16 protein-coding genes are annotated in these 17,963 nt (G+C 64.0%); 12 read left to right on the top strand and 4 right to left on the bottom strand.

Going from position 1 to position 17,963, the window contains the following annotated elements; genetic code table 11:
• The first annotated feature begins 43 nt into the window (after window positions 1–43).
• Entirely contained in the window at window positions 44–2,623 is a 2,580-nt protein-coding gene (locus K3756_RS06435; protein ID WP_259992034.1) for an ATP-dependent helicase, read from the top strand.
• Between the two features lie 15 nt (window positions 2,624–2,638).
• Here the strand turns inward: K3756_RS06435 and K3756_RS06440 are convergent, their stop codons facing one another.
• A complete protein-coding gene (locus K3756_RS06440; protein ID WP_259992036.1) occupies window positions 2,639–3,277 on the bottom strand; it encodes a hypothetical protein in 639 nt (212 codons plus the stop codon).
• A 112-nt stretch (window positions 3,278–3,389) separates the two neighbouring features.
• Here K3756_RS06440 and K3756_RS06445 point away from each other — a divergent pair, with 112 nt between their 5' ends.
• Both K3756_RS06445 and K3756_RS06450 read left to right on the top strand, forming a co-directional pair.
• Window positions 3,390–3,920 carry a hypothetical protein gene (locus K3756_RS06445; protein WP_259992038.1) on the top strand — a complete coding sequence of 177 codons (531 nt, stop codon included), beginning with the start codon at window positions 3,390–3,392 and terminating at the stop codon, window positions 3,918–3,920.
• Entirely contained in the window at window positions 3,920–4,129 is a 210-nt protein-coding gene (locus tag K3756_RS06450; protein ID WP_259992040.1) for a helix-turn-helix transcriptional regulator, read from the top strand. Before K3756_RS06445 ends, K3756_RS06450 begins: the two co-directional genes overlap by 1 nt.
• Before the next feature lie 203 nt (window positions 4,130–4,332).
• Here the strand turns inward: K3756_RS06450 and K3756_RS06455 are convergent, their stop codons facing one another.
• Entirely contained in the window at window positions 4,333–4,551 is a 219-nt protein-coding gene (locus K3756_RS06455) for a DUF1127 domain-containing protein (protein ID WP_259992041.1), read from the bottom strand.
• Between the two features lie 506 nt (window positions 4,552–5,057).
• Here K3756_RS06455 and K3756_RS06460 point away from each other — a divergent pair.
• The gene (locus tag K3756_RS06460) at window positions 5,058–6,131 is read left to right on the top strand and encodes an Mrp/NBP35 family ATP-binding protein (protein WP_259992043.1); all 1,074 of its coding nucleotides are present in this window, start codon (window positions 5,058–5,060) and stop codon (window positions 6,129–6,131) included.
• 9 nt (window positions 6,132–6,140) lie between these two features.
• On the opposite strand, the gene K3756_RS06465 is transcribed toward K3756_RS06460, so the two are convergent.
• Complete coding sequence (locus K3756_RS06465; protein WP_259992045.1) at window positions 6,141–6,911, bottom strand: hypothetical protein; 771 nt, start codon at window positions 6,909–6,911, stop codon at window positions 6,141–6,143.
• A 736-nt stretch (window positions 6,912–7,647) separates the two neighbouring features.
• Between K3756_RS06465 and mraZ the strand changes: the two genes are divergently transcribed.
• From mraZ to murD, 8 genes are read left to right on the top strand one after another with little or no spacing between them, the layout of a single operon-like run.
• Window positions 7,648–8,151, top strand: coding sequence for a division/cell wall cluster transcriptional repressor MraZ (gene mraZ / locus K3756_RS06470; protein WP_259992047.1), 504 nt, complete (start codon window positions 7,648–7,650; stop codon window positions 8,149–8,151).
• Window positions 8,151–9,146, top strand: coding sequence for a 16S rRNA (cytosine(1402)-N(4))-methyltransferase RsmH (gene rsmH / locus K3756_RS06475; RefSeq protein WP_409202425.1), 996 nt, complete (start codon window positions 8,151–8,153; stop codon window positions 9,144–9,146). Before mraZ ends, rsmH begins: the two co-directional genes overlap by 1 nt.
• A complete protein-coding gene (locus K3756_RS06480; RefSeq protein WP_259992051.1) occupies window positions 9,143–9,493 on the top strand; it encodes a cell division protein FtsL in 351 nt (116 codons plus the stop codon). The genes rsmH and K3756_RS06480 overlap by 4 nt, the downstream gene beginning before the upstream one ends.
• Window positions 9,490–11,283 (top strand): penicillin-binding protein 2, encoded by a 1,794-nt coding sequence (locus K3756_RS06485; protein ID WP_259992054.1) that lies wholly within the window; start codon window positions 9,490–9,492, stop codon window positions 11,281–11,283. The genes K3756_RS06480 and K3756_RS06485 overlap by 4 nt, the downstream gene beginning before the upstream one ends.
• A 17-nt stretch (window positions 11,284–11,300) precedes the next feature.
• Entirely contained in the window at window positions 11,301–12,782 is a 1,482-nt protein-coding gene (locus tag K3756_RS06490) for a UDP-N-acetylmuramoyl-L-alanyl-D-glutamate--2,6-diaminopimelate ligase (protein ID WP_259992056.1), read from the top strand.
• The gene (murF, locus tag K3756_RS06495; protein WP_259992057.1) at window positions 12,779–14,206 is read left to right on the top strand and encodes a UDP-N-acetylmuramoyl-tripeptide--D-alanyl-D-alanine ligase; all 1,428 of its coding nucleotides are present in this window, start codon (window positions 12,779–12,781) and stop codon (window positions 14,204–14,206) included. Before K3756_RS06490 ends, murF begins: the two co-directional genes overlap by 4 nt.
• A 59-nt stretch (window positions 14,207–14,265) precedes the next feature.
• Complete coding sequence (gene mraY, locus K3756_RS06500; RefSeq protein ID WP_259992058.1) at window positions 14,266–15,348, top strand: phospho-N-acetylmuramoyl-pentapeptide-transferase; 1,083 nt, start codon at window positions 14,266–14,268, stop codon at window positions 15,346–15,348.
• The gene (gene murD, locus K3756_RS06505; protein WP_259992060.1) at window positions 15,348–16,748 is read left to right on the top strand and encodes a UDP-N-acetylmuramoyl-L-alanine--D-glutamate ligase; all 1,401 of its coding nucleotides are present in this window, start codon (window positions 15,348–15,350) and stop codon (window positions 16,746–16,748) included. The genes mraY and murD overlap by 1 nt, the downstream gene beginning before the upstream one ends.
• 15 nt (window positions 16,749–16,763) lie before the next feature.
• On the opposite strand, the gene K3756_RS06510 is transcribed toward murD, so the two are convergent.
• Window positions 16,764–17,936: an NAD(P)/FAD-dependent oxidoreductase gene (locus K3756_RS06510; protein ID WP_259992062.1), complete on the bottom strand. Its 1,173-nt coding sequence runs from the start codon at window positions 17,934–17,936 to the stop codon at window positions 16,764–16,766.
• Window positions 17,937–17,963: the final 27 nt, after the last annotated feature.

Genomic DNA, 17,963 nt, shown 5'->3' on the forward strand with positions numbered 1-17,963 from the left:
GAACGTGGCTTCCCCTTTGGGGCGTGTCGGGGTATGAAACACTATGAGCAGCTTTGACGAAAACGACGCCTTCGAGGGCGCTTCGCTGTCGGCCCGCGCGATGGCGGCGCGCCCGCAGCCTTATCTGGACGGTCTCAACCCCGCGCAGCGCGAGGCGGTCGAGAGGTTGGATGGTCCTGTGCTGATGCTGGCCGGGGCGGGCACGGGCAAGACGCGCGCCCTGACGGCGCGGATCGTGCATCTGCTCAATACCGGTCGGGCCCAGCCCAACGAGATTCTGGCCGTGACGTTTACCAACAAGGCCGCGCGCGAGATGAAGAACCGTGTGGGCGCGATGCTGGGCCAGTCGGCGGACGGGATGCGCTGGCTGGGCACGTTCCACGCGATCTGTGTCAAACTGTTGCGGCGGCACGCGGAACTGGCGGGATTGAAATCGAATTTCACCATTCTGGACACCGACGATCAGCTGCGGCTGCTCAAGCAGTTGATTTCGGCGGAAGGCATCGACGACAAACGCTGGCCTGCGCGGATGCTGTCGGGGATCATCGACGACTGGAAGAACCGCGCGATCACGCCCGACAAGGTGCCAAGCGCGGATGCGGGGGCCTATAATCACAAGGGCGTCGAGATTTACGCCGCCTATCAGGCGCGGCTCAAGGCGCTCAACGCCTGCGATTTCGGTGATCTGCTGCTGCATATGGTCACGATTTTCCAGACCCACGACGATGTGCTGGCGCAGTACCAGCGCTGGTTCAAACACATCCTTGTGGATGAATACCAGGATACCAACGTGGCGCAGTACCTGTGGCTGCGGCTGCTGGCCAGCGGGCATAAGAACATCTGCTGCGTGGGGGACGACGACCAGTCGATCTATGGCTGGCGCGGGGCGGAAGTGGGCAATATCCTGCGGTTTGAAAAGGATTTTCCCGGTGCCCACGTGGTCCGGCTGGAGCAGAACTACCGCTCCACCCCGCATATTCTGGCCGCGGCATCCGGTGTGATCGCGGGCAATGCGGGCCGCTTGGGCAAGACGTTGTGGACCGAGGCGCAGGAGGGCGAGAAGGTCCGGCTGATCGGTCACTGGGATGGCGAGGAAGAGGCGCGCTGGATTGGCGAGGAGATCGAGGACGCTCATTCTGGGCGAGGAAAATACAGGTTCCGCGACAACGTACGCTCAAGCGATTCACAGCAAGAGTCTGAACGTAGAGCGAAAGGTGGTACAGTTTCTAAGCACCCACAGGGCGACATCCATGAGGTGAATCTAAAGCGTAGCCAAACATTGAGCGAAGCCGGACGAGATAATATACCTGTTCCATTTGGCTTTGGATTAGACGAAATTGCCATTCTTGTGCGCGCCAGCCACCAGATGCGCGCGTTCGAGGACCGGTTCCTGACCATCGGGTTGCCCTACCGCGTGATCGGCGGCCCGCGGTTTTACGAGCGGATGGAGATCCGCGACGCGATGGCGTATTTCCGGGTGGTGACCTCGCCCGACGATGATCTGGCGTTCGAGCGCATTGTGAACACGCCAAAACGCGGGTTGGGTGACAAGGCGCAGCAGAAGATACAGATGACGGCGCGCGCGCATGGCACGAACCTTGTGGAGGGCGCGCGGATCCTGCTGGCCGACAACGGGCTGACCGGCAAGGGCGCGGCGCAGCTGCGGTTGTTGATCGACGGGATCGAGCGGTGGTCGGGGATGCTGCGGGGGCCGCGCATCGAAGTGCAGGACGATTCGGTGATCGACACCGGGCCGACGCCTGCCGAGCGGGTCGCGTACGGCCCCCCCGAAGTCAGCCACGTGGAGCTTGCCGAGATCATCCTCGATGAGAGCGGCTATACGGGGATGTGGCAGAACGACAAGACGCCGGAGGCGCCCGGACGGCTGGAGAACCTCAAGGAGCTGGTCAAGGCGCTCGACCAGTTCGAGAACCTTCAGGGATTTCTCGAGCATGTCAGCCTGATCATGGACAACGAGCAGGAAGATGCCGCCGAGAAAGTGTCGATCATGACGTTGCACGCGGCCAAGGGGCTGGAATTTCCGGCGGTGTTTCTGCCCGGTTGGGAGGACGGACTTTTCCCGTCGCAGCGGTCGATGGATGAAAGCGGTCTCAAGGGGCTGGAGGAGGAACGACGGCTGGCCTATGTGGGGATCACGCGGGCCGAGGAAATCTGTACCATTTCCTTTGTCGGCAACCGCCAGATATTCGGGCAATGGCAGTCGGCGATGCCGTCGCGGTTCATTGACGAGCTGCCCGAGGCGCATGTCGACGTGCTGACGCCGCCGGGGCTTTACGGTGGGGGATACGGTGCCGCGATGCCCAAAAGCACGCTGCACGAGCAGGCCGCGGAGGCGAATGTCTATAACTCGCCGGGTTGGCGGCGGTTGCAGGCGCGGTCGGGCCAGCGGGGCATGACCCAACCGGCAGAATCGCGCAACATGACCATCGATGCGTCAGCGGTGAGCAGCTTCACCGTCGGCGAGCGGGTGTTCCACCAGAAGTTCGGCTATGGGTCGATCATCGGGGTGGAGGGCGACAAGCTGGAGGTCGCGTTCGAAAAGGCGGGGACCAAGAAGGTCGTCGGCCGCTTTTTGACCGGTGCGGACGACGTTCCGTTCTAAATCTGTGTGGCCCGATCAGGGAGTCCGGCGTTCGTCGATGATCGTGCAGCGGTCAAAGCCGCGGGCGAGCGCGTAGGCGCGTCCTTCGATGCCGAGACCGGCAAGATCCTGCGCCACGGCGGCCTTGCAATAGGCGATGGCCGCCTCGCGTGCCTCCTCTGCGGAGAACCAGCCGTGTGAATAGCCCTGATGCGCGGAGTTCGACACGGCAAAGGCGCCGAAAGAGCCCGATTCCTGCTTCGGTAGGTATTCGTTCTGCCAATCCCGCAGCGCCCATAGGCCGAGACCCGGTTCGGTCGGCCCGTTGGGATCATAGCCCGCCGGCACGCTGACCGTGGACAGGTAGCACGGGCTGCCGCGCGAGATCATCTCGCAGCCTTTGCGGGCGGCTTGTTTGACCAGCGTCAGATCGTGCCAGTTGACGAAATGTTGGTACGCGTTGCCGTCCTCAGACACGAAAAGCGCGCCGAAATAGGCGTCCATCTCGCGAAATTTGCGCAGGCCCTTTTCCTGGAATTCCGACAGGGTGACGTCGGGGTTGCGGGCAAAGACCACGTCAAAGCCGTAGGTCGTGACATCCTTGGGGGTATCGGCGCCCAGGGCGGTGGCAAGGCACAGGGCGAGCGCGGACACAGAGGAGAATTTAAGTCGCATCGAGCAGTCTCCGTTCAGAATGAGAGGCGGCTTGTATGTCGTGCGTGCCGCTATATGATAGGGTTGCACGATGAAAAATTAATGTAAAACGATAATTTTTGGAGCGGCGGAAATGCGCAGGATCCGGTTCCTTTCCCATTTGGCGATGCTGTTGGTGCTGCCGATGCTGGTGATTTACCCCTACCACGAGCTTGCGTGGCTGTATGATCTGGTCTGGCGCGATCCGCAGGCGTGGACCCGCAACGATATCTGGGTCGACCCGCAGGCGGACATCGCCTTTGGCACACGGGTGGTGTTTACCGCGGTGTGGAGCCTGCCTGTGATGCTGGGCATTGCGGCCTACCTGACGGCGCTGGGCATTTTGTGGCTGCTGCGCGCGGGCGTTGTGTTCGATCCGAAAATCGCGCACCGGATCGTGTGGATGGGCGCGTTCACGGTGGCATCGTCGCTATGCGCGCTGCTGGCCGGTGCGCTGAGCCCGATGATCCGGTCGTGGCACAACGCCGAGGGGCCGTTGGGCCTGCGCTTCTGGTATGACGGGGGCAACATCGGGCTGGCCTTCAGCGGCATCTGTTTCGTGTTTTTCGGGGTGGTCATGCGCGAAGCGATCCGCATCGCCCGCGAGAACGAGGCGTTCGTGTGATGCAGATCGTGGTGCGATTGGACGTGATGCTGGCGCGGCGCAAGATGAAGTCGAAGGATCTTGCTGCGGCGGTGGGGATCACGGTGCAGAACATGAGCCTGCTGAAATCCGGCAAGGTCAAAGGCGTGCGGTTCGAGACACTGGCGAAGATTTGCGATGTGCTGGAGTGCCAGCCCGGCGATATTCTGGAAGCGGTGCCGGCGCCCTAGCGGCGCGAGGGTTTGCACGTAGAAACGGCGACACCTTGGGAGGAAGGTGTCGCCGTCCTTTTTGCGATGCAGAGCGGTCCTAAAGGGAGGGTTGGACCGACCCGCATCTTTTGCGCCATGGGGTCATCGGGGAGGCGAGACTCTGCCGTGGCGCTCTATGCCGCCAGCCGATGGGAGGATCGGCTGACGGTATTCCGGTAGATTCAGGACGCGATGCCTGCCGCTTCGCGCGAGACGCGGCGGATGTCGCTGCGCGACAGACCCAGGTCCGCCAGTTCGCGGTTGTTCAGCTCGGCCAGTTCGTTGAACGTCTGGCGGTACACGCGGTATTGACGGCGGCGGGTGTTCAGGCCGTCGAAGAATGCTGCGATGCGGCTAAGAGCGGATGCGGGAGCGGTGTTTGTATCGCTGTAATATGTCATGTTCTATTCTCTTTCGGTTCATGTTCGTCTGTTGTGACCGTTATCTAAGCAAAAGCGGGCGTGCTTCAATCGCCATATGTTCAACCCCGATATGCAAAAACTGCATGGGAGAAGTTGCCCCTAAGTCACTGAAAAACATGCAGACGCACGGGCAGACGGGGCGTTCGAGGGCGGTGCATGCAAAGTGACGTGGGGGCAAAAAAATGGCGGCGACATCAGGGAGGAGGAAGATGTCGCCGCCGAAAGAAGAGGTTGGCCCGGGAGGAGGTGGGCGCCTCTTGGAAATTATGAAAACTATCGGGAGGATTGTTTTCGTACCTCATTGGTAGCTTGAAATGCTGCGACTGCACAACTCAAAAAATTTGCAATGCTGCCATGCAGCACAATCATGACGTGCGTGTTCGAAAAACGGGCAGGATGCCGAATTCCTGTGCAACTGTGCCGCAATCCCCTTGTGCTGGCCGTACGATATGCCATGTCAAACCCAACCAGAGGAGATGTGTCGCATGGCCGTCAGCAAAGAATCGATCATCAGCGCGTTGGAGCGCATCCAGTTGCCCGACGGGCGCAGCCTTGTGGCCCATGACATGGTGCGCGCGCTGACGGTCGAGGGAGACCGGGTGCGGTTTGTCATCGAGGCCCCCGATGCGGATGTGGCCCGCGCGATGGGGCCGATCCGCGACGCGGCTGAGAAGCTGGTGGCCGATCTGCCGGGGGTGAGCCAGGCAAGCGTGGCGCTGACGGCCCACGGCCCCGCCGCCAAGCCCGCAGCCCCCCCCAGCCTGAAGATCGGGGGGCACCCCAAGCCGCAGGAAGGCCCGACCAAGCCATCGGGCGTCCAGCGCATCATCGCCATCGGGTCCGGCAAGGGCGGCGTTGGCAAATCGACGGTCAGCTCCAACCTCGCGGTGGCGCTGGCGAAACAGGGGCGCAAGGTGGGGCTTCTGGATGCCGACATCTATGGGCCGAGCCAGCCGCGCATGATGGGTGTCAACAAGCGCCCGGCCAGCCCGGACGGCAAGACGATCATTCCGCTCCAGTCCCACGGTGTGACGCTGATGTCGATCGGGTTCATGATGGAAGAGGGCAAGGCCGTTGTCTGGCGGGGCCCGATGCTGATGGGCGCGCTGCAACAGATGCTGGGGCAGGTGGAATGGGGCGAGCTGGATGTGCTGCTGGTCGATCTGCCGCCCGGAACGGGGGATGTGCAGTTGACGCTGTGCACCAAGTCCGAGCTGACTGGCGCGATTGTCGTCTCGACCCCGCAGGATGTGGCGCTGATCGATGCGCGCAAGGCGCTCGATATGTTTGCCACGCTGAAAACGCCGGTGCTGGGCATGATCGAGAACATGTCGACCTTTGTGTGCCCCGATTGCGGATCCGAGCACCAGATTTTCGGGCGCGGCGGGGTGATTGCCGAGGCGGAAAACATCGGGGTGCCCTTGTTAGGGGCCTTGCCGATCGATCTGGAGACGCGGCTGGCGGCGGACGGGGGCACGCCGGTGGCGGCGGGTGAGGGGCCGATGGCCGACGCCTTTGCGCAGATCGCCAGAGGTCTGATCGACGGCGGTATGGCCTGAAGCCGCCCGTCAGGCGCGCGGGCGCACGTTCTGTATCAGGCGGGCGTAAAGGGCCGAGAGCACGCTGAAGATCAACAGCCCTTCGACGATGGTCAGCGGCAGTTCAACCGCCACCGCAGCCGTGGTGGCGCGTTGGGCCAGCAGCTGGATCGTGCCGGTCAGCGCGGTGCTGATGAGCGTGAGGGCGACCGCCACGGCCCAAAGCGTGCGCGACACACCTGCGGTGCGGGTCCAGCTGTCGGCGAGCGAGAGCGGGCGGCCAACGGCGGCGGCGGGCAGGATCAGGCTGAGCCGCAGCGAGAGCCACAGCACAACCGCGTGGGCCGCGAAGCTGACGATAAGCATGGTGAGGGTGCTGGGCTGCGGGCTGCCTGCGCCGCCGCTGACCGTGGCCACCAGAAGAGGCATGACGATGGCGACGCTGAAGCCCAGTTGGATGAGGCCCAGAAGGACGACCCGCCACAGATAGCCGTACATCATCGACAGATCGAGCGGCCTGTCCTTTGCCTCGCGCAGGGTATGACGGTGCCACAGGATTGCCATGAGCGCGTAGCTGAGCACGAAGCCGATCATCAGGAGCGCGGTGCCCAGAACATTATCGGCACTGCCGGAAAGCCGCTCGAACGAGCTGCGCAGTAAAAGGTCGGGCATGGTGGCGGCGGCCGCCAGCGCGATCAGCAGCATCAGGCACAGGGCAGGCGCGATGGTGCGCACCGTGCCCAGCGGATGCCGGAGAAGCAGGTGCGTGGCGTCACGCAAAAGGCTGATGGCGGCGGTCAAAGGGGCGGCTTCCTTGCTTTGTGCCAGTGTCGCTGACCTGCCTGCCAAGTTCAAGGTGCCGTTCCCGCGGCCGCCGCAATGTCGCCGACGGGCAGGGGACGGGTGCCGGGATGGGAAATCATGGGCAGCACGGGATTTGATGGGCGCGGGGGTCACAAGCGGCGCGATTCACGAAATTGGGAGGTGGAATTGCCGATGTGCGTCGGAACGAATTGGGAACATGCCGTGGCAGGGTGGATGTGCCGAAAAAAAGTGGGAATTTATGGGCCGAAATTTCTGCGGGCCGTTTTGGCACAAGATATAGTTGTTCAGTTGGCCTGACTGCCCATCATCAAGGAAAAACGGGGTGACCTCTCTGTGTCTTTCCTGTGCGAAAGCGGGCGTTTTAACTGTATTTTCGACGAACTGACGAAAAAAACTGTTGTCACCCATGAATTCCCGTGGCATCCCTTGTTCATCGGATGAGAGCGGGACAACGGGGCACCAAACGACCCCACGCAATAATAAAACTCTAGCAGGTTTCATACAGGCACCTCGATTTCATCAGACCAAGAGATCCGGCGCGCGGGCGAGCAGACATCCCCCCATGTGGCGCGCGCAGTCGGACTTCCCCGCACAGCGGGAACGGGCGGCGGGTTGATCAGTGGCAGCAGATCAACCCGCCGTTTCCACATCCGGGGACAAGACAACGCGCCAGAAATTTGCACCGACGGGTGCGCAGGCAGGGACATACAGCGTGAGCCGCAGGTTCAGAGGCGAAAGCCAGCATAAGGTCGATACGAAGGGGCGGGTGTCTATCCCGGCCTCTTTTCGGCGTGTGCTGGAGGCCGGTGATCCGAACTGGAAGTCCGGTGAGACGCCCGAGTTGGTCATCGTCTACGGTGACCATCGCCGCAAATACCTCGAATGCTATACCATGGCGGCCATCGACGAGGTGGACGACAAGATCGACGCGCTGCCGCGCGGCTCGATGGAGCGCAAGATGTTGCAGCGCCTGTTCCATGGCCAGTCGTTTCCCACGACTGTCGATGAAACCGGCCGTCTGGTCCTGCCCATCAAGCTGCGCCAGAAGATCGGTCTGGAGAACGAGGCCTTTTTCATCGCGGCGGGCGATACGTTCCAGATCTGGAAGCCCGAGACCTACGACACCGAAGAGCGGGCGCGTGAAGACGAGTGGTTGGACAATCTGCCCGAGGACTTCGATCCGATGGCGTTTCTGGACGCCTCGACAGGGGATTGATGGGAATGGCTGCCACCGAGACCCCATCCGCCCCCCACATACCGGTCCTGCTGCGCCCGATCCTTGCGGCTGTGGCGCCGGTTGAGGGTGTCTGGCTTGACGGTACGTTCGGGGCGGGCGGCTATACGCGCGGTTTGCTGGATGCGGGTGCTGCACGGGTGATCGCAGTGGACCGCGACCCGCTGGCGTTCGAGATGGCCGCGCCCTGGGCCGGAGACTACGGCGACCGGCTGGTGATGCAGCAGGGCGTGTTTTCCAGGATGGACAGCTATGCGCAGGACCTCGACGGGGTGGTTCTGGATCTGGGTGTGTCGTCGATGCAGCTTGATCTGGCGGAGCGCGGATTTTCGTTCATGCGGGACGGGCCGCTCGACATGCGGATGAGCCAGGACGGGCCTTCTGCGGCGGATCTGGTCAATGAGGCGAGCGAGGAAGAGCTGGCCAACATCATATTCCTGTATGGGGAAGAGCGCGCCAGCCGCCGCATCGCCAAGGCGATTGGCCGCGCGCGCGCCGAGGCGCCGATTACCCGCACGCTGGAACTGGCAGCCCTTGTGGAGGGGTGTCTGCCCCGCGCCAAGCCCGGCCAGAGCCATCCCGCCACACGCACGTTTCAGGCGCTGCGGATCGCGGTCAACAACGAGTATGGCGAATTGTTCGAGGGGCTGATGGCCGCCGAACGGGCGCTGAAACCGGGCGGGCAACTGGCAGTCGTGACGTTCCATTCGGTCGAGGACCGGATGGTAAAGCGGTTTTTGACGGCGCGGGCGGGCACCGGCGGCAATGCCAACCGGTTCGCCCCCGAAATCGAACAGGAGCCACCGGCCTTTACGGTGGAAAAGCGCAAAGCCATCGGGCCTGACGCGGAAGAGCTGGCGCAGAACCCGCGCGCGCGGTCGGCGAAACTGCGCGTGGCGCGGCGCACCGATGCACCCGCGGGCGAGATTGACGCCAGAGCCGTCGGGATGCCGATGATGCGGGAGAGCAAGACATGAGAACGGTGATGTATGTTCTGACGGCGCTGGCCGTCATCGGGCTGGCATTCTGGGCCTACCGCGAAAACTATGCCACGCAGGCGGCGCTGAGCCAGACCGACAAGTTGCATCTGGAAATCCGGCAGTCCCACGCGCGTCTGGCCGTGTTGCGCGCGGAGTGGGCCTATCAGAACCGTCCAGACCGGTTGCGCGATCTGGCCGAGATCAATTTCGAACGGTTGCAGCTGTTGCCGTTGCACCCCGACCAGTTCGGGAGCGTCGAGCAAGTGCAATATCCACCAGCGCCGTTGTTCCCGATCACCGAAGGCATCGACGTGTCGGGCGCCAACGGGGAGAACCCGCTATGATCCGCACACCGCTGCGCCCGCTGGCGCGTATTCTCGAGGCGCGCGAAAAGGGCGAGAACCCCGATGCGATCGAGCGCGAGAACAAGCGTATCCGGCACGAGCAGATGCGCGACCAGTCGCGGATGCGTGCCGAGGGCCGGTTGCTGGTGCTGGGTGTCTTTTTCTTTTGTGCCTTCAGCGTCGTGGGCGCGCGGATGGGGCTGTTGGCCGTGTCCGAACCGGTCGAGCCGCGGGCGCAGGCGCCCGGATCGATCATTTCCAACACCCGCGCCGACATCGTCGATCGCAATGGCAATATCCTTGCCACCAACATGGATACCCACGCGCTTTATGCCCAGCCGCCCCATCTGATCGATCCGCAGGGATCGGCCGAAAAGCTGGCGGCGATCTTTCCCGATGTGAACAAGGACCGCTTGCTCAAGGATTTCACGGGCAAGCGCAAGTTCCTGTGGGTGAAGAAGAAAATCAGCCCCGAGCAGATGCAGGCCGTGCACGATATCGGCGATCCGGGATTGTTGTTCGCGCCCCGTGACATGCGGCTTTATCCCAACGGGTCGCTGGCGGCGCACGTGATGGGCGGGGCCAGTTTTGGCCGCGAGGGCGTGCGTGCGGCAGAGGTGATCGGGGTGGCCGGTGTCGAGAAATATTTCGACGACTACCTGTCCGATCCCGAAAACGCGGGCAAGCCGCTCAAGCTGAGCCTCGATCTGTCGGTGCAGGCCGCGGCGGAGCGGGTTCTGTGGGGCGGCATGAAGTTGATGAACGCCAAGGGCGCGACCTCGATCCTGATGGATGTGAAAACCGGCGAGATCATCTCTGTCGCGTCGTTGCCGTCGTTCGATCCCAACAACCGGCCCCGTCCGGCGGTGGAGGGCGATCCGTCGGACAGCCCGCTGTTCAACCGGTCGGTGCAGGGGGTGTACGAGCTGGGCTCCACCTTCAAGATTTTTGCCGCCGCGCAGGCGATGGAGCTGGGATTGGTCAATGCCAATACGGTGATCGATACCAAGGGGCCGATGAAGGTCGGCGGCCACCGTATCGGCGAATTCCGCGGCAAGAATTACGGCAAGCTGACGGTGAGCCAGATCATCGAGAAATCATCGAACCGCGGCACCGGACGGTTGGCGCTGATGATCGGCAAGGAGCGCCAGAAGGAGTTCCTGCAAAGCCTTGGTCTGTTTGAAAAAACACCGTTCGAGATTGTCGAGGCGTCGGGCGGGCGGCCGTTGTTGCCGAGCCGGTACACGGATCTGTCGGCGGTGACGATTTCCTATGGCCACGGCATTTCCACCACGGCGATGCATTTGGCGGCGGGCTATGCCGCGATTGCCAACGGGGGCCGTGTGGTCAAGCCGACGCTGATGAAACAGGACGGCCCGCAACTGGGCCCGAGGGTGATGAGCGAGCGCGTCGCTGCCGCGTCGCGGGCGATGCTGCGCGATGTGGTTGCCGGCGACGATGGCACCGCGACCTTTGCCGAGGTCCCCGGCTATTTCGTGGGGGGCAAGACCGGTACTGCCGACAAGCCCAAACCGCGCGGTGGCTATTACAAGGACAAGACGATCACCACATTTGCGTCGATGTTCCCCACGCATGATCCCAAATACGTGCTGATTGTGACGCTCGATGAACCCATCGAGACGTCGAGCGGCAAGCCGCGCCGCACCGCTGGTTGGACCGCCGTGCCCGTCGCGGCAGAGATGATCCGCCGCGTCGCACCCTTGTTGGGGATGCGTCCGGCAGTTGAACCAAAGCCCATTGGTGGTGTAACACTGACCAGCAGCAACTAAATCAAGAGTTCCGCCATATGGACCATCAGGCCAAGCCATTGACATCGTTGGGCCTGACCGCCCGTGGTGGCGCAAATCCCGACATCACGGGAATCGCCGTCGACAGCCGCGAGGTCAGGGAGGGGTCTCTTTTTGCCGCCTTGCCGGGCAGCCGCGTGCATGGCGCGGAGTTCATCCAGTATGCGCTGCGCATGGATGCCGCCGCGGTTCTGACCGATGCGGAGGGGGCGTTGATCGCCGCCGATGTGCTGGCCGGATCGGGGGTTGCCGTGGTGATCACGGATGCCCCGCGCGAGGCGCTGAGCCGCGCCGCCGCGCTGTGGTTCGGGATGCAGCCCGCCACGATGGTTGCGGTCACCGGCACCAACGGCAAGACGTCCGTTTCGACCTTCGTGCGCCAGATCTGGATCGAGATGGGGCTTGCTGCGGTCAATCTGGGCACCACGGGTGTCGAGGGCGCGTGGCAGGCCCCGTTGGCCCATACGACGCCCGAGCCGATCACCCTGCACCGCAGTCTGGCCGCTGCCGCCCGCAACGGCATCACCCATGCCGCGATGGAGGCGTCCTCGCACGGGCTGGACCAGCGGCGGCTGGACGGGGTGACGCTGCGCGCGGCGGGCTTTACCAATTTCACGCAGGACCATCTGGATTATCACGAGACGTTCGAGGCCTATTTCGACGCCAAGGCGGGGCTGTTTGCCCGCGTGCTGCCCGAAGACGGCACCGCGGTCGTCAATATCGACGACGCCAAGGGGACCGAAATGGCCGCCATTGCGCGGGCGCGGGGTTGCGAGGTGGTGAGCGTGGGCCGCGACGGCGGCGATCTGCACCTGACCGGCCAGCGGTTCGACAGCACGGGGCAGGATCTGCTGTTCCGTTTCCGCGGCAAATCCTACCAGAAGCGTCTGAACCTGATTGGCGGTTTTCAGGCCGATAACGTGTTGCTGGCGGCGGGGCTTGTCATCGCTTGCGGCGCCGATGCAGACGAGGTGTTCGATATGATCCCCCATCTGACGACCGTGCGGGGCCGGATGCAGTTGGCCGCGACCCGTGATAACGGGGCGGCGGTTTTCGTGGACTATGCCCATACCCCCGATGCGGTGGCCACGGCGCTGCGGGCCATGCGGCCGCATGTGATGGGCCGTCTGGTGGCAATTGTGGGCGCGGGCGGTGACCGTGACGCGGGCAAGCGGCCCCTGATGGGGCAGGCGGCGGACCGCAATGCAGATGTGGTATTCGTCACCGATGACAATCCGCGAAGCGAAGACCCCGCGAGCATCCGCCATGCGGTGTTGGAAGGGGCACCCGATGCGACCGAGGTGGGCGACCGCGCCGAGGCGATCCTGCGCGGGGTCGATGCGTTGGGCCCCGGTGACGCGCTGTTGATTGCCGGTAAGGGGCACGAGACAGGGCAGGTCGTTGGCGACGACATCCTGCCGTTTGACGATGTGGAGCAGGCCAGTGTGGCCGTCGCCGCGCTGGAAGGAAAAATGACATGAGCCTTTGGACCGCCGCAGAAGCCGCTGCCGCCACGGGGGGGCAGGCGACCGCAGACTGGGCCTGTGACGGGGTGTCCATCGACACGCGCACCTTGCAGCCGGGTGATCTTTTTGTCGCGCTCAAGGCCGCGCGCGATGGCCACGAATTCGTGGCCGGCGCGTTGGAAAACGGGGCGGGGGCCGTGCTGGTGACGCATGTGCCGCCCGGCGTGCCGCAGGATGCGCCGCTTCTGGTGGTGCCGGATGTGCTGGCGGCGCTGGAGGCGTTGGGGGCTGCCGCGCGGGCACGCACACAGGCCAAGGTGATGGCGATCACCGGGTCGGTGGGCAAGACCTCGACCAAGGAGATGCTGCTGTCGATCCTGTCGGATCAGGGCCGCACGCATGCCTCTGTCGACAGCTACAACAACCATTGGGGTGTGCCGCTGACGCTTGCGCGGATGCCTGCGGACACCGAATTCGCGATCATCGAGATCGGCATGAACCACCCGGGCGAAATTGCCCCGCTGGCCCATCTGGCGCGGCCCGATGCGGCGATGATCACCACCGTGGCTGCCGCCCATCTCGAAGCGTTTGACGACATCACGGGGATCGCGCTGGAAAAGGCGAGCATTTTCGATGCGCTGCCGATCGGCGCCCCTGCGGTTTACAACGCGGATGTCGAAACCTCGGCCATTCTGGCGGCCAAGGCGCATGACAAGCGTCTGCACGGCATTGCCTTTGGTGAGCACGGGTTCGATTACAAGGTGCTGGACGTGGCGATCCGCGGCGACACCACCATCGTGCGCGCGCAGGCCGATGATACGCCGCTGCTGTTCAAGCTGGCCACGCCGGGGCGTCATTTTGCGATGAACGGTCTGGGGGCGCTGGCGCTGGTGGCAGCCATCGGTGCCGATCTGGGCCAGGCGGTGGCCAGCATCGGGCGCTGGACCCCCTACAAGGGGCGCGGCGTGCGCGAGATCATCCAGCTCGACCCTGTCGAGGCCGAACAGCGCCTGAGCCTGATCGACGACAGCTATAACGCCAATCCCACGTCCATGGCCGCATCGCTGGAGGTGCTGGCAGGGGCGGAGACGACCGACGGCGTGGGGCGCATCGGCGAGGGCCGCCGCATCGCGATTTTGGGCGATATGAAGGAACTGGGCCCGGATGCGGTGGCGTTGCATGCGGGGCTGGCGCATCTGGAGGCGACACAGACGCTTGACGTGATCCACTGTGTCGGCCCGCTGATGCAGTCATTGCACGATCTGTTGCCCGACGCCCAGCGGGGCGCGCGCGTGCAGACGGCAGAGGCGCTGATCGAGGGGCTGCGCGGGACGCTTGATGCCGGTGACGTTGTGTTGGTCAAGGGATCGCTGAGCATGAAACTGGGACTGGTCGTTGACGCCATCCGCAAAATGGGCCATCCGGTTACGGACATGTGAATGCCCCCGCATAAAGGGGCAGGGCACAGCGGTGCCACAAGATTTGGTAAGGACACGTCATGCTATACTGGTTGACCCTACTGTCGGACGGCGGTGATTTCTTCAACCTTTTCCGCTACATCACGTTCCGTGCGGGTGGGGCGTTCATGACGGCGCTGGTCTTCGGGTTCCTGTTCGGCAAGCCGCTGATCGCGGTGTTGCGCCGCCGTCAGGGCAAGGGCCAGCCCATTCGCGACGACGGCCCCGAAGGTCATTTCGCGAAGGCCGGTACACCCACGATGGGGGGGCTGCTGATTGTGGGGGCGTTGCTGACTTCGACCCTGCTGTGGGCGCGGCTGGATAATCCGTTCATCTGGATCGTGCTGTTTGTCACGATGAGTTTCGCGGCCATCGGGTTTGCCGATGACTATGCCAAGGTCAGCAAGCAGAACGTGGCAGGCGTGTCCGGTAAGGTACGGCTTTTGCTGGGTTTTCTGATCTCGGGCATTGCGGGTTTCGCCGCGGCGCAGTTTCATCCGGAAGCGTTGCAGTACAAGCTGGCGCTGCCGGTGTTCAAGGACACGCTGATCAACATGGGGTTCCTGTTCGTTCCCTTCGCCATCATCGTGATCGTCGGCGCGGCGAATGCCGTGAACCTGACGGACGGGCTGGACGGGCTGGCGATCATGCCGGTGATGATTGCCGCCGGCACGCTGGGGGTGATCGCCTATGCGGTGGGGCGGGTCGATTTCACCGAATACCTTGATGTGCACTACGTGCCCGGCACTGGCGAGATCCTGATTTTCACCATGGGGATCTTTGGCGGGGGGCTGGGGTTCCTGTGGTACAACGCGCCACCGGCGGCGGTTTTCATGGGCGATACGGGATCGCTGGCGCTGGGGGGCGCGTTGGGGGCGATTGCGGTGGCCACCAAGCACGAGCTTGTGCTGGCGGTCGTGGGCGGTCTTTTCGTGGTCGAGGCGCTGAGCGTGATCATTCAGGTTCTGTATTTCAAGCGCACCGGCAAGCGGGTGTTCCTGATGGCGCCGATCCACCACCACTATGAGAAAAAGGGGTGGGCCGAGCCGCAGATCGTCATCCGGTTCTGGATCATTTCCCTGATCCTCGCGCTGATCGGGCTTGCCACGCTGAAGGTGCGCTGATGATCCCCGTTCAGGGTCTGTCGGGGGCGACCGTTGCGGTGCTGGGGCTGGGCCGGTCGGGTCTGTCTGCGGCGCGTGCGCTGGCCGCCGGAGGGGCGACGCCGCTGTGTTGGGATGACAATCCCGCCGCCCGCGCGGCCGCGCAGGCCGAAGGCTTCGACTGCCGTGAACTGACCAGACAGGGGGCATTCGACGATGTGGCGCGGCTGATCGTGAGCCCCGGTATTCCGCATCTCTATCCGGCGCCCAATCCGGTTGTGGCAGCCGCGCTGGAGGCGGGTGTGCCCGTCGACAACGACATCGGCCTGTTCTTCCAGAGTTTCGCCACATCGGACTGGAACCTGATGGACGTGGCCCCGCGGGTGGTGGCGGTGACCGGATCGAACGGCAAATCGACCACATCGGCGCTGATCCACCATGTGTTGGAGCACGCGGGCCGCAACAGCCAGCTGGCCGGAAACATCGGCCGCGGGGTGCTCGATATCGATCCGGCCCCGTCGAACGGGGTCGTCGTGCTGGAGCTGTCGTCCTACCAGACCGATCTGGCGCGCAGTCTGACACCGGACGTGGCCGTCTTTACCAACCTCAGCCCCGACCATCTGGACCGCCACGCGGGCATGGGGGGCTATTTCGCGGCCAAGCGCCGGTTGTTTGCCGAAGGCGGACCCGACCGGGCGGTGATCGGCGTGGACGAGCAGGAAGGCGCGTTTCTGGCGGGCCAGCTGACCGAAGGGCGCAACGACGACCGTGTGATCCGCATCAGTGTCGACCGGAAACTGACGGGGCCGGGGTGGCATGTTTTTGCCCGCAAGGGGTACTTGTCCGAATACCGCAACGGCAAGCAGGCGGCGTCGATCGATCTGCGCGATGTGGCGGGGTTGCCGGGCGCGCACAACCACCAGAACGCCTGCTGTGCCTATGCGGCGTGCCGGACGCTGGGGCTGGCGCCGCGGGTCATCGAGGCCGCGTTCCACAGTTTTGGCGGCTTGCCCCATCGCAGCCAGCTGATCGGCGAGAAGGATGGCGTGCGCTTTGTCAACGACAGCAAGGCCACCAATGTCGATGCCGCCGCCAAGGCGATTGCCGCGTTTGACAACATCCGCTGGATTTGTGGCGGCTTGCAAAAGGACGGCGGGCTCGGCGCACTGGCGGAAGTGTCGGGTGGGGTGCGCAAGGCCTATGTCATCGGGCGGGAGGCGGCGCAATTCGCGATGCAGCTGACGCCCGAGGCCGAGGTCTGTACCACGATGGCGCAGGCCGTGCGCCGTGCGGTGGAGGACGCGGAGCCGGGGGACGTGGTATTGCTGGCCCCCGCGGCGGCCAGTTTTGATCAATACGACAGTTTCGAAAAGCGCGGCGATGATTTCGTGGCACAGGTTCAGGCGCATCTGGACACCTGAGCAGGGGCCGCGCCTTCAGGCGTTCAGCGCGCGCGCGGCGGCCATCGCCGATGACCACGCCCATTGGAAATTATAGCCACCCAGCCAGCCGGTCACGTCCACCGCTTCGCCGATGAAATAGAGGCCGGGCATATCGGTCGCCTGCATGGTGCGGGACGACAGGGCCGCGGTGTCGACACCGCCAAGGGTGACTTCGGCGGTGCGGTAGCCTTCGGTGCCCGAGGGCGTCACCTGCCAGTCGGCCAGATCATCGCACAGCGCGCCCAGCCGTTTGTCGGACCAATCGGCCAGATTACCCGACAGATCGTGGAACGCCGACAGGTGATTGACGAGCCGGGCAGGCAGGTGGCGGGCGAGCGCGGTGGTGAAGTTCATCCGCCCCGATTGCTGCCGCTGGTCGCGCAGCTGCGCGTACATGTCGTCCGGCAGGATGTTGAGCCGGACCGCTTCGCCCTCGCGCCAGTAGGAGGACGCCTGCAGGATCGCGGGGCCACTGAGCCCGCGATGGGTGAACAAGAGCGCCTCGTCAAAGCTGGCGCTGCCCGCGGTGACCCGCGCGGGGGTCGCCACCCCCGAAATTTCGGCAAACCGGCCCGCGTCGAAGGTAAAAGGCACCAGCGCGGGGCGCGTATCGGTCAGCGGCAGGCCGAACTGGCGCGCCACATCGTAGGCAAAGCCGGTGGCCCCCATCTTGGGGATCGATTTGCCGCCCGTCGCAATGACCATGCGCCGCGCCGTCATCTGCCGCGGCTTTCCATCGGCCATCAGCGTGAACCGGAAGCCGTCGGCGGCGCGGGAGATGTTTTCAACCGACGCCTTGAGCCGCAGATCGGCCCCGCGCGCGTCCATCAGCCCGTGCAGCATCGCGATGATGTCCTTGGCGCTGTTGTCGCAGAAAAGCTGGCCCAGCGTTTTTTCGTGCCACGCGATGCCGTGGGCGTCGACCAGCGCCACGAAATCCCACTGCGTGTAGCGGGCCAGCGCCGATTTGGCGAAATGCGGGTTCTGGCTGAGGAAGGCGTCTGGGTCGGTGTACATGTTGGTGAAATTGCACCGCCCGCCGCCGGAGATGCGGATTTTCTCGCCCGCCGCACGGGCGTGATCGACGATGAGGGTGCGCCCGTCCAGATGGCCTGCGCACATCATGCCTGCGGCGCCCGCGCCGATGATCACCGTGTCAAAATCCATGGGGCAGGGGGTGCCCGATGCCGCGCA

It is taken from the genome of Sulfitobacter sp. S190, assembly GCF_025141935.1.
In the GTDB taxonomy this organism is placed as follows: Bacteria; Pseudomonadota; Alphaproteobacteria; order Rhodobacterales; family Rhodobacteraceae; genus Sulfitobacter.